The organism is Planococcus antarcticus DSM 14505, from assembly GCF_001687565.2.
GTDB classification, from domain to species: Bacteria; Bacillota; Bacilli; order Bacillales_A; family Planococcaceae; genus Planococcus; species Planococcus antarcticus.
Genome location: NZ_CP016534.2, coordinates 2,255,974 through 2,269,822, shown reverse-complemented (window position 1 = coordinate 2,269,822; position 13,849 = coordinate 2,255,974). Strand labels below are relative to the sequence as shown.

Genomic DNA, 13,849 nt, shown 5'->3' with positions numbered 1-13,849 from the left:
CATAAGTGAAACTAGAAGTGTTTTTTTAACTGGATAGCAGTGGATAACTCTGCTTTTTCTTCTTAGAATCATTGAATAACATATCATTAGGAGGGGCTTTTATTGCATTTATACGGCACACAAGCAATTAATGAGCAAGGTCATTTGACAATCGGCGGAACCGATTCAGTGGAGTTAGCTAAAAATTACGGAACACCACTTTATGTCTATGACATTCAATTATTCCGTGATCGCGCCAGAGCGTTCCAACAAACTTTCAAAGAAGCAGGAATTGGCTATCAGGTCGCGTATGCCAGCAAAGCTTTTTCAACCATTGCAATCTACCAAGTAGCGGCAGAAGAAAATCTGTCATTGGATGTGGTTTCTGCTGGAGAACTGTATACGGCCGTCAAAGCAGGATTCCCGGTTGGAAAAATCCATTTTCACGGCAACAATAAAAGCCTAGAAGAATTGCAGATGGCTTTTCGAGTAGGAATCGGTTGCATCGTAGTCGATAACTTTCACGAAATCGACTTATTAAAGAAAATTTCCGAGCAAAACAAACAATCGATGAATATTTTGTTGCGTGTGACTCCCGGAATTGAGGCTCATACACATGATTACATCACGACCGGACAAGAAGATTCAAAATTCGGATTTGATTTGAAGAATGGCCAGGCAGATGATGCATTTAACCAAACCTATAACCACGGTTATTTGAAACTAATAGGACTTCATTGTCACATTGGTTCACAGATATTCGATACCAGCGCATTCCAGTTGGCTTCTGAGAAATTATTGCAGAAAATGTCTGGCTGGAAACAGGAATTTGGCTATATATGCCCCGTATTAAATCTTGGTGGAGGCTTCGGGATTCGCTATACAGCAGAAGACGCGCCACTTAAACCGGCTGTCTATGTAAAGAAAATGATTGAAACCGTTAAACAGACCTCTGAAGATCTCGGTTATCCAATCCCCGAAATCTGGATCGAGCCGGGCCGTTCATTAATTGGCGATGCTGGAACGACACTTTATACCATCGGATCGACGAAAGAAGTGCCAAAGATGCGCAAATATGCCGCGGTTGACGGAGGAATGTCAGACAATATTCGTCCAGCTTTATACGGAGCAAAGTACAGTTCGCTATTGGCCAATAAAGCAAATGCCTTATCGACTGAGCAATACACAATCGCAGGGAAATGCTGTGAATCAGGAGACAAGCTAATTGAACAAGCTGACTTGCCGACTGTGGAAGCGGGAGATCTTTTAGGTGTTTTCTGCACGGGTGCATATGGTTACTCAATGGCCAGTAACTATAACCGCATTGCACGGCCGGCCGTTGTATTCGTAGAAAATGGTATGTCTCAGCTAGTTGTGAAACGTGAAACGAATGCGGATTTGGTCAAACAGGACTTATCCTACTCGCAGAAGGCTATCCAGAAATGAAAAAAGGGAATCTGGTCTTGTTGCTTTTCATCTTGGCGATGGCCCTTGCCTGGGGAATCGTCTATTGGGTCTTTTTTGCAGAAAATGTCATTGGTGGCTGAAAGCTCTCTTGAGTTATCAGGGGAACTATAGTAATATGGTTAAAGCCGCTTTTAGACGAAAATGAGGGATTTAATTATGTTGTTCAGATATAAGAAATCATTCGAGAAAATCGCTATGGGGCTGATGTCATTCATGCCGAAAGAGCGAGAACTGAAAAAATTACAGCAAACCATGCATATCTATGAAGAAAATCCGGATTGGCAGTTATTTCTTTGGAAAAAAGAGGATGATTTTGTCGGATTATTAGGCGTGGAAGTTAGCGAAAAATCCTATACAATTCACCACTTATCAGTGAATCCTTCGCATCGCGGAGATGGAATCGGCCATGAAATGGTAGAAAAAATTCAGAATCTCATGCAAGATCGGAAAATGCTTGCGACAGAAGAAACCGAACCATTCCTAAAAAAATGCCCAATAAAAAAAGGCGACCTTTAATTTAAAGGTTCCGCCTTTTTTTTTTGTTCACGCAAGCTGATGATGGAAGTACGATCACGTAGCCTGTGCTTATGCATAAGGTAATAGGGATCTTGCTGTGTCAGAGGATGTGCAGAATGATAGGATTCCACTGCCTGTTTTAGCTCTTCTGAAACAATCGGGATTTTCTGAACCGAAAATGGTTTTCGTTCTGTGACAGCTTCGATCGAATCGCTTAAGATGCGAATCAGTTTTTCATGGTCGAATCCTTCCACCCATATTCCGCCGGCAGCCAATTTGACTTTGGCACGGATAAAAGAACGCAAGGCTCCTGGATAATTGCTTCTTCTCCAATGGTACATGCCGACCGCTAATTGGATCCACCCTGTTAGGGGATGCATCTTGTCTTTAGGTGCAATTGCTTTCCAGTATTCTTCGCCAACTTCATGGCACTCAAAATAATCTTTTTCTTCGTTAAAATTAATAATGTATTGAATAAACAGTGGATGATGAAGTGGATGCATTTTGATCCCCTTTCTACTATAATAAAGGTTAATTGCCCATTAATCGGGATGAATGAGTATTTAACAGTCAGGTGGTACAGTTATGTCGTACGAAGTGAAAGTAGAGGCCTATGAAGGCCCTCTTGATTTATTATTGCATTTAATCCACCGTTTGGAAATTGATATTTACGATATTCCTGTTTCACAGATTACTTCACAGTATATGGAACACATACGGGCGATGCAAGTTCTAGAATTGAATGAAGCGAGTGAGTATCTTGTTATGGCGGCCACATTGCTTGCAATCAAAAGCAAAACATTGCTGCCGGTTCACGAAGGTGAGTTGGATGAAATTGAATACGAATTCGATGAACAAGATCCACGTGAAGAACTGGTGTCACGTCTTGTGGAATACCGGAAATTTAAGGACGCTTCTGAAAATTTAAAGGAGCTTGAAAGCAATCGTTCCTTTATCTATACGAAAGCGCCAATGGATTTATCGGAAATTCAGGCAACTATTCCTTACGATCAAGTCGATCTCGAGGTAAATGCCTATGATATACTTGGGGCTTTTCAAAAAATGCTTCGCCGTAAGCAATTAAAAGCGCCATTATCTGCGCGCGTCGCAAGACAGGAGATTTCCATCAAACATCAAATGACTTTGATCGTCGATCAATTGAAGTTGGCAAAGGGACGGACATCTTTCCACAAACTGTTCCCTTCAGATGATAAAACTGTGCTGGTGGTATCGTTTTTGTCGATTCTGGAATTAATGAAACGGCAGGTCATTGCGGTGGAGCAGGAAACCAACTTCACCAATTTGATGGTGGAACTCAGAAAGGACAAGTGGGAATATGAAGACGAATCTTTCGAGTAGAATAGAAGCGCTGCTTTTCGTGGCAGGAGACGATGGGCTGACACCGAAGCAACTTCAATTTTTGACGGAAGTGGACAGTGAAGAGCTGCAGGCGGGCATAAAAGAATTAGAAACACGCTATGTCGATTCCGTCAGTGGCATCTGTCTCAAGGAACTGGCAGGGGTCTTTCAACTAGTGACCAAGCAAGAAGTGGCAGAAACGATTCAAAAACTGGTGGAAAACCCCACCGTGCAGGCATTGTCTCAAGCATCTTTGGAAGTTTTGGCAATTATCGCATACAAGCAGCCAATTACAAGGATAGAAGTTGAAGACTTGCGCGGTGTAAAAAGTGAAAAAGCGCTCCACACACTGGCTGCTAAAGGCCTGGTTCAAGAAGCGGGACGGGTTGAAGGAACAGGTCGTGCCATTCTATATGGTACGACAAAAGAGTTCTTGAATTATTTCGGTTTGAAGAATCTAGACGAACTTCCGCCCTTGCCTGAAGAATCTGCAAGCGATGAGGATGACGATACAGATCTTTTCATGACAAATTTTCAACAAACCTTCAAAGAAGAAATAAAAGTGTGAGGTATTTTTGGAAGGCTGTGCTATTGACAGTCTTCTTTTCTTTTAAGCTTAGCGCTTCCGCTTTAAGAGGAAATGTGGCATAATTTCGAGAGGAACGAACGGCATATCGAGTTATTGTAATACATTTGCAGTACTTGGCGAGGAACGACTGAAAAAAACGCACTTGCGCATTTTGGTCTGCTCTGCTGCAGCGTTTAGCCCCTTGGGTTGAACAAGCGCGTACGCTTTTCGAAAAAATACTAATGAGGTGAACTTATTTATGGAAAGATTACAGAAAGTACTTGCACATGCAGGCGTAGCATCACGACGTAAGTCAGAACAATTGATTTTGGACGGTAAAGTAAGAGTCAACGGGAAAACGATCAAGGAATTGGGAGTTAAAGTTTCAAGCACCGATAAAATTGAAGTAGAAGGCGTTCAACTTGAAAAAGAACAGAAAGTTTACTACTTATTGTATAAGCCACGCGGCGTCATTTCAGCTGTTTCGGATGATAAAAATCGCAAAGTCGTAACTGACTTTTTTACGGATATTGAAAAACGGATTTATCCAGTCGGACGATTAGATTACGATACATCGGGGTTGCTCATCATGACGAACGATGGAGAATTTGCCAATATGCTGACACATCCAAAGTTCGAAATTGATAAAACCTACGTAGCTCGTTTAAAAGGAATTCCAGAAAAAGATGACCTGAAAAAATTGGAACGTGGCATCAAGCTCGAGGATGGAATGACAGCCCCAGCTAAGGTGAAGCTTCTATCAGGAGATAAAAAGACAGGCAAGGCCATTGTACAGATCACGATACACGAAGGAAGAAACCGCCAAGTCCGCAGAATGTTCGAAGCTATCGGCTATCCGGTACAGAAATTGAGCCGTGAACAATTTGCTTTTTTGACATTGCATGGTTTGAACGCAGGCGAATCGCGAGAACTTTCTGCACACGAAGTCAAATTATTGCGTGTACTAGCTGATACGGGTAAACGCGTCTAACGTTCACAAACCATTCAAAACTCCAGACTTGTTACTGTTTAAACTTTGATATAATTAAGTTTGCATAATATACCTCGAAGGAGGAACAAGTATGGATGAACGAGCGGTACCAATAAAGAACGACAAAAAGAAAAAAAGAGCTGTGATGAGAGCGGCTATTCTAGCGATTTTAATAGCTGCTATTGGCTACACCATTTATAACAGTGCAACAGCTGAGGATATCAGCCTGCTTAAAGTCGGTGACAAGGCGCCTGACTTTGCCTTAATAGATCTAGAAGGTGAAGATCATAAATTATCAGATTACGAAGGTCAAGGAGTCTTTTTGAACTTCTGGGGTACTTGGTGCAAACCATGCGCGAAAGAAATGCCGGCCATGGATCGGCAATATGAGGTCTTTTCAGATGAGGGCGTACAAGTACTCGCAGTGAACATTGCTCAATCAGATTTTGAAGTCCAATCTTTCGCGGATCAATACGGCTTGTCTTTTCCAGTAGTGATCGATAAAACAAAGAGTGTGATGACGGCTTACAATATCAGGCCATTGCCAACCACAATTCTTGTTAATCCGGAAGGAAATATTCAACGCATCATTACAGGTGAAATGACGGAACAGGATATTGAAGGGTTTATGGAAGAAATCAAACCTGACTAAGGAGATTTTTGGGATGGAGAATTTGCAATGTCAATGCGGTCATGTAAATCCACCTGGCACGAAACTTTGTGAATCGTGTGGGCGGTCTTTGACTGAAAAAGAACAAAATAGCAAACTGGTAGATATGCGTTATGAAGGAACGGCTAGACGTTCACAAACTTATAATAAATCCATTATCGATAAAATTTGGAATTTCTTTTCAAGTGTCAAAGTGGGTGTCAGTATTATTATAATCCTGCTAGTAGCTGCAGCGATTGGTACAATCCTTCCGCAGCAAGCGTTTGTTCCGGCAAGTACGGAAGCAACGATCAAGGCTTATTATATCGACACTTATGGCAGTGTTGGACGCGTCTATCATGCTCTTGGTTTTCATGACTTATACAGTTCTTATTGGTTTATTGCGTTGGTCGGGATGCTAGCTATCTCTTTAGTAATTGCCAGCTTAGACCGTTTTGTGCCACTATATAAATCGCTGAAAAACCAGCGAGTTCTGCGTCACCCGAGCTTTATGGATAAACAGCGAATTTATGCCGAAGGACCTGGTTCAGAAGATACACTGCAAAAAGCAGAAACAAAGTTAAAAGAGTTGAAATACAACACGCGTACGGATAAAAACGGCCTATTGGCTGAAAAAGGTCGTTTTTCCAGGTGGGGTCCGTATGTCAATCATATTGGGCTGATTATCTTTTTGTTTGGTGTTATGCTTCGTATGATTCCTGGATTCTATATAGATGAAAGCTTATGGATACGTGAAGGCGAAACGAGAGCCATTCCTGAAGTACCAGGCTATTATCTAGAAAGTGAAAATTTTGAGCTGGAAGTTTATACGGGCGAAGGCGGAGAAGAAATCTTCGGTGAAGCCCTAGACCGTGTTGGTACAGTAGCGAAAAATTACCAGACGGATGTCGTTTTGTATCAAAAGAAAGAAGAAGCGTTGCCAGGTGCAGTCGACGGACAAGAAGTCGTTAAAGAATTTCCAATCCGTGTCAATCAGCCTCTGAAGTTTGATGGTTATGCCATTTACCAAATGGACTACCGTTTAGATGAACTGGAGACAATGACGTTTGCTTTGACTAATAAAGAAACGGAAGAAGCTCTTGGTGAACTCACCATCGATTTGATTGACCCAGAAAAAAATTATGAGCTTGAAGGCGGTTCAACTATTGAATTGCTTGGTTATTATCCGGATTTTTCAGGCTTTGAAAACGGTGAACCGCAAACTGCAACACCGTTGCCAAACAATCCAGGCTTCCTGGTGAAATTGACTACTCCTGAAACACCAGAAGGAGAAACAAGTTTTATCACGATTCAAAATACAGTAGAACCTTTAGGTGAAAATGACTTTAAACTGGCTTTCCAAAGTGTCGAAACACGTGATGTATCAGGTCTTACGGTTCGAAAAGACAGTACCTTGCCGATTCTCGGCCTTGGCGGTTTGATCTTTATGATCGGTGTGGCACAAGGGATGTACTTTAACCATCGCCGTTTCTGGATTCAACAGAAAGCTGATGGTACGATCTTGCTTGCGGGGCATACCAATAAAAACTGGTTCGGCTTGAAGAAAGATCTTGATCAAGTTGTTGAGCATGCATCATTGCCCGCTTACTCAGATCAGCAGGATGAAATCGACAAAAAAGAGAAAGCGGAAAAGGAAGGTGAAGTATTGTCATGACATTAGCTGATATAAGTTCAAATCTATTATATGTAGCCTTTATTGCTTATTTGATTGCAACATTCGTTTTCGGAGGAGCCGTTAAAGGCAACAAAGAAGGCACATTCAAATCAGAAAAACGATGGGGCAAAGTTGCGATTATTATCACCCTTGTAGGTTTTGCCGCTAATCTTGGCTACTTCTTTACTAGATGGGGCGCGACTGGCCATGCACCGCTCAGCAATATGTTTGAATTTACGACAGCGTTCGGCATGACTTTAGTTGGTGGATTTATTATTTTGTATTTCTTATACAAAACACCGGTTCTTGGAATGGTTGTCTTGCCTGTCGCGTTATTGCTTATCGCATTTGCCAGTATGTTCCCGAGTGAAGTTAGCCCGCTTATTCCGGCTCTTCAGACAAACTGGTTGGCAATTCACGTCAGTACTGTAGTTATTGCAGAAGGAATCCTAGCTATTAGTGCAGCTGCAGGCTTGATTTATTTATTGAAAGTAATAGATCTAACCAAAAAATCCAAACAGCGTTTTTGGTTAGAAGCAATTATGTATTCTTTGGTACTAGTTCTCGGGTTTGTAGCAGTCAGCACATTCTTTTCCGCAACAGGCTACGAGGCAGAGTTTACTTATGTAGATAAAGAAGATAAAGAAGCTGCCATCACTTATACAATGCCTCCTATTTTTGGGATGAATGAGTATGTTGCTTTAACGGACGAAGCGATGACGCCTCTTATCGAAACACCTGCAATCGTCAATGCCGGAAAACTGACAACCGTTTTATGGTCCGTAATTGTCGGAACGGTTCTTTATTGGTTGATTCGTTTGGTTTCTAGAAAGCGCATTGCAGCAATATTGAAACCATTCGTTAAAAATGTCAATTTGCAGTTGATGGATGAAATTGGTTATCGTGCGATTATTATCGGCTTCCCGATCTTTACATTAGGTGCATTGATTTTCGCTATGATCTGGGCACAAATTGCCTGGTCCCGTTTCTGGGGCTGGGACCCGAAAGAAGTATGGGCATTGATTACTTGGTTATTCTATGCTGCATACCTGCATTTACGTTTAGGCAAAGGATGGCAAGGTGAAAAATCCGCATGGCTGGCAGTTGTCGGCTTTGTAATCATTATGTTTAATCTGGTCGTTGTTAACTTAATAATCGCCGGGTTGCATTCTTACGCATAAACAAAAAGGCCTTTTCCGGTACCGGAAAAGGCCTTTTTGTTTATTGTCCAGATTCAATGCTTGTAAACCACTTTGCCCGAGTGACTTAGATCATCGAAGGTATGGTCTAGATGCGGGTCAGCTGACAGGATGTCACACACTTAGTTTGGCATCCTGACCTAGCCGCTTACGCTTTTCTTTATTTTTGACAGGGTTATCGGTACAATGAGACATATATAGAAGATATAAGAAAGTTGGAGGGGTTAGCATGTCTGAAGAGATTACGATTTTAGTAGTAGATGATGAGGAACGGATCCGGCGATTGCTGAAAATGTACCTAGAGCGTGAAGGCTACTTGGTGGAAGAAGCTGAAGATGGCGTTCAGGCACTAGAGATGGCGATGGAAAAAGATTATCACTGCATCTTGCTAGATTTGATGATGCCCGAAAAAAATGGTGTCGAAGTGGCTACCGAATTGCGTGAAACGAAAATGACTCCGATCATCATGCTTACCGCCAAAGGAGAAGAAGCCGACCGCGTGGAAGGGTTTGAATCTGGAGCAGATGATTATATCGTCAAACCGTTCAGTCCGAGAGAAGTGGTGCTGCGTGTCAAAGCAATTTTGCGGCGATCATCGGCTTATTCTCCCATCTCCAATTCGACCGTCTCAAAAGACCTGGTAGTATTTCCCCATCTGACCATTGATCACGACGCACATCGCGTCACTGCTGACGGTGTAGAAGTGAACTTAACACCAAAAGAATATGAGTTATTATACTTTTTAGCGAAAGCACCGGATAAAGTTTTTGACCGAGAGCATTTGCTGAAAGAAGTTTGGCATTATGACTTTTTCGGTGACTTAAGAACAGTCGACACACACGTCAAGCGCTTGCGTGAAAAATTGAACCGCGTTTCGGAATCGGCAGCGAAGATGATTGTCACTGTATGGGGCGTAGGCTACAAGTTTGAGGTCGGCAATGAATAGAATATGGAATAGTGTCGTCGGGAAGCTTTGGATTACGATCCTGCTTCTCGTTTCCTTTGTCCTTTTTATTGTGACAGTTTTGCTTTTGGAGTTTCTTGGAAACTATCATAGCGAAACAGTGGAAGAAACATTGAACAGCGAAGCGAATATGATCGCAAATATTTTCAATGACCATGATGAAGTGGCCAGTTCACTAGAAATTATCGAGGATGTTATAGGAACTGAGACCAATGCGGTCATTGCTGAAGAGCCCTTTGACAGCAATTATTATATTCATGACGGAATAAATGGAACTGAAACACGTGAAAAAATATTAAACGAACCTTCGTTTCAAAAGGTGTTTGAAACAAGCGAAACAGTGATGAAAGAAATGCTGCTGCCATCATTAACAGAACAGAATCGTCTAGAGTCTTATATTGTCCTAGCTAGTCCGCTGCAGACAGGTGAAGAACAGCATGGTGTTGTATTTATCTACCAATCATTGGAAGTGATGGATCGTACAGCGGAGCGAACAACTAATATTGTATTCCTTTCGGCATTTATTGCACTTTTATTGACTACTTTCTTTGCATTCTTTTTATCATCGCGAATTACGTCGCCGCTCCGGAAAATGCGCGAAGGTGCATTTGAATTGGCAAAAGGTAATTTCGATACAAAAGTTAGAGCAACTTCCAGTGATGAAATTGGTCAATTGGCTACAGCCTTCAATCAAATGGGTCGTCAATTAAAGCATCATGTCGAAGTGATCAATCAGGAAAAAGAACAATTATCAAGCATACTAACATCGATGGCCGACGTTGTAATCACCTTCAATCAGGACAAAACTATCCTATTGAGCAATCCGCCAGCAGAGAAATTATTGCAGAAATGGGTCTTTAAAAATGGCTCTACTGAAGCCCAACCGCTGCCTGCAGAAATGCTCCACATGCTTGACCACGTTCTGGGTTTTGAAGAAGAGATTGTAGATGAGCTGGAAATCGAAGGGGCTTATTATGCCATCAACTTCAGCCCCTTATATAGCGGAGAATCGATCCGGGGTGCTGTTGCCGTTTTGCACAATATGACGGAGCAGCATCGTCTAGAGAAACTGAGAGAAGATTTTATCGCTAATGTGTCTCATGAATTGCGAACTCCAATTGCGATGCTCCAGGGCTATAGCGAAGCGATTTTGGATGATGTTGGAGCGACAGAAAAAGAACGTCGCGAAATGACAAAAATTATCTATGAAGAATCACTGCGGATGGGCCGACTGGTCACAGACTTATTGAACCTAGCACGGATGGAATCGGGTCACATGCGTCTTTACAAGGAAATTGTCCAATTGAATAACTCCATTGAGCGGATGACTCTTAAATTTGCGCAAATCGCTAAAGAAAATGGTGTTCAACTGTCGTTTGAAACGACTGTTGATGATTGGGCGGCCAGTCAAATTGATCAGGATCGGATAGAACAAGTTATGACCAATTTAATAGATAATGCAATTCGACATACGCCTAGAGAAGGGCAAGTGGTGGTGCGTGTCGAACAACAACAGGAGTACGCAAAGATTTCAATCAACGATAATGGAGTAGGAATTTCAGAAAAAGATCTGGAATTTGTTTTCGAACGATTCTACAAAGCAGATAAGGCAAGAACACTCGGCAAAGGCGGAACAGGTCTTGGCCTGGCAATTGCCAGCAATATCATTAAAGCGCATGAAGGCAAAATTTATGCAGAGAGCATCATTGGACAAGGTACTTCATTTGTCTTTTTGCTGCCTTTAAAGAATATGTAACTTTACAAAGACAAAGACGACTAATCCTAAGAACGGGGGGAGTATATTGAATGACTCCGTTTTTCATCGGCTGTACGAAGAATATCACCAGGATGTTTTTCAGTTTTTAATTTATCTAGTAAAAAACAGGCATTTGTCGGAAGATTTGATGCATGAAGTATATATTCGTGTTTTTCGGGCTTATGATCGTTTTGAAGGAAAAAGCTCTGAAAAAACATGGCTTTTTTCGATTGCCAAAAATGTGGCAATCGATCATTTTCGAAAAATGGCGGTACGCAAAAAGCATTCGATGGAGTATTTTGATTGGGAAACACAACAATTGGTTTCGTCGGAGCGAATTCCTGAAGAAGTCTCATTATTGAATGAAGACAAAGTTCTTTTGTATAAGACATTGGATACCTGCACAGGAGACCAAAAAATGGTTATCATCATGCGTTTTTTTCAGGACTTATCGATAGCAGAAACTGCAGATGTTTTAGGTTGGACAGAAGGAAAAGTGAAAACGACACAGCATCGCGCAATCAAAGCCTTGCGTGAAAAATTAAAAGCGAAGGAAGGGGGAGATGAAAATGCCGAATAACAAATGGACCGATGAATCCATCGAAGATTTGTTAAAGGATTTCCCCGCAATCAAAGATAATCGGCCTAAAGAAGAAGTTTACAATCGCTTGGCCAAGAAACAAAAAGTCCAAAAACGTCCCAAAAAGTGGCTGCCATTGTTGGTAGCTGCATTGGCATTTATTACAGTTGGAATATTGGTTGCCTCCATCATTAGTCAACTTGGCATTGATACCACTCAAAATCAATCAGATTCAAGCACAGAATCAACTGCAACAACTGAGGATCAAGAGAACGAAGAGTTGGAAAGTCTGCCTGATGCTGAAGAATCCGGAACTGGAGAGTCGGGCCAGTTCTCGATAGCACAAGTAGAAGAACCAGTAAGAACGGCAGTTTACGATGAAACTATCGGCAATCAGACATTGATGACCATCGGGTTGACAGAAAATGCAGTTGTTGTACCGGTCTCCTTTCTGATTCCAAGTGATCAGGTAGAAGCTGCATTTGGAGATAAAACTCCATCATCGCTTGATCTGTATAAGGAATACGCAGACGAAATCGATGAAACACAGCTAGGTTTTGATGAGTACCATCCGTATGTTGGAACTTTGGAGAAAACGGCGCAAGGCATTCGCCACATGCTGCCTCAGGATCACCAATACGATATGGCTTCTGCCAGTATTGGAGTTTATTTCAATACTCTTTCAGAGACATTTTCAGACGTGTCAGAAATTGAAGTGGCCAATGAAGATGGTTCAGCCGCTGGGTTTTCTGAAATCGGTCCTGTTGAGCCGATTATTCCGGCTCAGGAAGACATTGCCTATTATTCATTCACTTCTTCAAATGGAGATGTTTATCTTGTTCCTGGGTACGATATGCCGCTCACTTCAGCGAGTGAAGCCATAGGGGGACTTACTGAAAGCCCGAGCGATTTTTACGGGCCAACAGTCCCGAAAAATGTGGATTATCAAGTTTCTGAGACGCAAGACCTTGTACAAGTTGAATTTGAGGATGCACTTGATCTGAATTCGCTGGACACTTTGGAAACGATTCGAATGATAGAAAGTTTTGCGTTGACCGCTGATACGTTTGGGAAGAAAGTGGAAGTCATAGGGCTACAGCCTGAGAGTTGGAACGGATTTGACTTCAGCCAGCCACTGCCAGTTCCAGTAGCACCTAACTTGCTAGAGTGGTCTTTGGAATGAGGAAAAGAAGCGTTGTAAACAAATTTGTTTACAACGCTTCTTTTTTATACTACGATTAGGCTATAACAAAATATCGATTCATCTTCGGGGCAGGGTGCAAGTCCCTACCGGCGGTAATTGAACTCTGTTCATAAGCCCGCGAGCCGTAAAACGCAGGATTTGGTGTAACTCCAAAGCCGACAGTATAGTCTGGATGGGAGAAGGTGAAGGTGCGGACGTTTGTCGTTTACATGTAAACGCAACGCTTTTTAAGTGTGCCTTTTCTCCCTTAAGTACTTGGTGCTTAAGGGTTTTTATATGTAAATGCGAGTCCAAGCCTTTCTTCTGGTGAATCACGACAAGGAGAGAGGAATATGAAGAACAAGAAGCTGCAAACGATGATCGTTATTGGGATGTTAAGCAGTATTTCGTTTATATTGATGCTTTTCAACTTTCCACTGCCAGCTTTACCAGCTTTTTTGAAAGTGGATTTTAGTGATGTACCTGCATTGATTGCGGCGATTACGATGGGTCCAGTAGCAGGGATTTTAGTGGCATTCTTTAAGAATGTACTGGATTGGCTTTTTGCAGGAAGTCCTACAGGAGTTCCGGTTGGCCATATGGCTAATTTTGTGACAAGCCTGTTGTTTATTTTGCCAGTTTATTTCATCTACCACAAAGTAGCAACTAAAAAAGGGATGATTTTTGGATTGGCTTTTGGAACATTGACTATGGCAATCGGCATGAGTATTTTAAATTACTTGGTGTTTCTGCCGATGTACACTTATTTCCTTAACATGCCAGCTGAGACAGGCAGTGTGTTATTCGGAACCATCGTTCTGGGAATTTTACCGTTTAACTTAATCAAAGGCCTGCTCTTGACTGCAGTCGTGCTGCTAATGTTCAGCAGTATGCACACGTGGATCGAAAAGCAGCGTTCCTATTATTTATCATAAAAAAGACGTTCGGCAGTTTATCACTGCC

The 13,849-nt window shown here is 42.0% G+C and carries 14 protein-coding genes and 1 riboswitch; of the genes, 13 read left to right on the top strand and 1 reads right to left on the bottom strand.

What is annotated here, in order from left to right; translation table 11 throughout:
• The first annotated feature begins 102 nt into the window (after nt 1–102).
• Nucleotides 103–1,425 (top strand): diaminopimelate decarboxylase, encoded by a 1,323-nt coding sequence (gene lysA / locus BBH88_RS11415; RefSeq protein WP_006829827.1) that lies wholly within the window; start codon nt 103–105, stop codon nt 1,423–1,425.
• A gap of 177 nt (nt 1,426–1,602) precedes the next feature.
• Complete coding sequence (locus BBH88_RS11410) at nt 1,603–1,962, top strand: GNAT family N-acetyltransferase (protein WP_006829828.1); 360 nt, start codon at nt 1,603–1,605, stop codon at nt 1,960–1,962.
• On the opposite strand, the gene BBH88_RS11405 is transcribed toward BBH88_RS11410, so the two are convergent.
• A complete protein-coding gene (locus BBH88_RS11405) occupies nt 1,959–2,465 on the bottom strand; it encodes a DUF309 domain-containing protein (RefSeq protein WP_065536779.1) in 507 nt (168 codons plus the stop codon). The two genes, BBH88_RS11410 and BBH88_RS11405, sit on opposite strands and share 4 nt — an antisense overlap.
• A gap of 82 nt (nt 2,466–2,547) precedes the next feature.
• Here BBH88_RS11405 and BBH88_RS11400 point away from each other — a divergent pair, with 82 nt between their 5' ends.
• From BBH88_RS11400 to BBH88_RS11350, 11 genes are all read left to right on the top strand, one after another.
• Complete coding sequence (locus tag BBH88_RS11400) at nt 2,548–3,321, top strand: segregation/condensation protein A (RefSeq protein WP_065536780.1); 774 nt, start codon at nt 2,548–2,550, stop codon at nt 3,319–3,321.
• Nucleotides 3,299–3,889, top strand: coding sequence for an SMC-Scp complex subunit ScpB (gene scpB, locus BBH88_RS11395; protein ID WP_006829831.1), 591 nt, complete (start codon nt 3,299–3,301; stop codon nt 3,887–3,889). The genes BBH88_RS11400 and scpB overlap by 23 nt, the downstream gene beginning before the upstream one ends.
• A 259-nt stretch (nt 3,890–4,148) precedes the next feature.
• Entirely contained in the window at nt 4,149–4,880 is a 732-nt protein-coding gene (locus BBH88_RS11390; RefSeq protein WP_006829832.1) for a pseudouridine synthase, read from the top strand.
• 91 nt (nt 4,881–4,971) lie between these two features.
• A complete protein-coding gene (gene resA / locus BBH88_RS11385; protein ID WP_006829833.1) occupies nt 4,972–5,532 on the top strand; it encodes a thiol-disulfide oxidoreductase ResA in 561 nt (186 codons plus the stop codon).
• Between the two features lie 13 nt (nt 5,533–5,545).
• A complete protein-coding gene (locus tag BBH88_RS11380; RefSeq protein WP_006829834.1) occupies nt 5,546–7,204 on the top strand; it encodes a cytochrome c biogenesis ResB family protein in 1,659 nt (552 codons plus the stop codon).
• Nucleotides 7,201–8,385, top strand: a complete 1,185-nt coding sequence (ccsB, locus tag BBH88_RS11375) for a c-type cytochrome biogenesis protein CcsB (protein ID WP_006829835.1) — start codon at nt 7,201–7,203, stop codon at nt 8,383–8,385. Before BBH88_RS11380 ends, ccsB begins: the two co-directional genes overlap by 4 nt.
• 247 nt (nt 8,386–8,632) lie before the next feature.
• Nucleotides 8,633–9,349 (top strand): response regulator transcription factor, encoded by a 717-nt coding sequence (locus tag BBH88_RS11370; RefSeq protein ID WP_006829836.1) that lies wholly within the window; start codon nt 8,633–8,635, stop codon nt 9,347–9,349.
• A complete protein-coding gene (locus BBH88_RS11365) occupies nt 9,342–11,123 on the top strand; it encodes an ATP-binding protein (protein ID WP_006829837.1) in 1,782 nt (593 codons plus the stop codon). The genes BBH88_RS11370 and BBH88_RS11365 overlap by 8 nt, the downstream gene beginning before the upstream one ends.
• A 46-nt stretch (nt 11,124–11,169) precedes the next feature.
• Nucleotides 11,170–11,703 (top strand): RNA polymerase sigma factor SigX, encoded by a 534-nt coding sequence (gene sigX / locus BBH88_RS11360; protein ID WP_065536781.1) that lies wholly within the window; start codon nt 11,170–11,172, stop codon nt 11,701–11,703.
• A complete protein-coding gene (locus tag BBH88_RS11355) occupies nt 11,693–12,886 on the top strand; it encodes a hypothetical protein (protein ID WP_006829839.1) in 1,194 nt (397 codons plus the stop codon). The genes sigX and BBH88_RS11355 overlap by 11 nt, the downstream gene beginning before the upstream one ends.
• A 76-nt stretch (nt 12,887–12,962) precedes the next feature.
• Nucleotides 12,963–13,095, top strand: a riboswitch (FMN riboswitch).
• 144 nt (nt 13,096–13,239) lie between these two features.
• Nucleotides 13,240–13,821 (top strand): ECF transporter S component, encoded by a 582-nt coding sequence (locus BBH88_RS11350; RefSeq protein ID WP_006829840.1) that lies wholly within the window; start codon nt 13,240–13,242, stop codon nt 13,819–13,821.
• The last annotated feature ends 28 nt before the right edge of the window (nt 13,822–13,849 follow it).

Excerpts from the sequence above, each read along its gene's own strand:
- BBH88_RS11405 (WP_065536779.1), bottom strand. The coding sequence starts at position 2,465 with ATGCATCCACTTCATCATCCACTGTTTATTCAATACATTATTAATTTT.
- ccsB (WP_006829835.1), top strand. The coding sequence starts at position 7,201 with ATGACATTAGCTGATATAAGTTCAAATCTATTATATGTAGCCTTTATT.
- BBH88_RS11350 (WP_006829840.1), top strand. The coding sequence starts at position 13,240 with ATGAAGAACAAGAAGCTGCAAACGATGATCGTTATTGGGATGTTAAGC.
- BBH88_RS11380 (WP_006829834.1), top strand. The coding sequence starts at position 5,546 with ATGGAGAATTTGCAATGTCAATGCGGTCATGTAAATCCACCTGGCACG.
- BBH88_RS11410 (WP_006829828.1), top strand. The coding sequence starts at position 1,603 with ATGTTGTTCAGATATAAGAAATCATTCGAGAAAATCGCTATGGGGCTG.
- BBH88_RS11355 (WP_006829839.1), top strand. The coding sequence starts at position 11,693 with ATGCCGAATAACAAATGGACCGATGAATCCATCGAAGATTTGTTAAAG.
- BBH88_RS11400 (WP_065536780.1), top strand. The coding sequence starts at position 2,548 with ATGTCGTACGAAGTGAAAGTAGAGGCCTATGAAGGCCCTCTTGATTTA.
- scpB (WP_006829831.1), top strand. The coding sequence starts at position 3,299 with ATGAAGACGAATCTTTCGAGTAGAATAGAAGCGCTGCTTTTCGTGGCA.
- resA (WP_006829833.1), top strand. The coding sequence starts at position 4,972 with ATGGATGAACGAGCGGTACCAATAAAGAACGACAAAAAGAAAAAAAGA.
- BBH88_RS11370 (WP_006829836.1), top strand. The coding sequence starts at position 8,633 with ATGTCTGAAGAGATTACGATTTTAGTAGTAGATGATGAGGAACGGATC.
- BBH88_RS11390 (WP_006829832.1), top strand. The coding sequence starts at position 4,149 with ATGGAAAGATTACAGAAAGTACTTGCACATGCAGGCGTAGCATCACGA.
- BBH88_RS11365 (WP_006829837.1), top strand. The coding sequence starts at position 9,342 with ATGAATAGAATATGGAATAGTGTCGTCGGGAAGCTTTGGATTACGATC.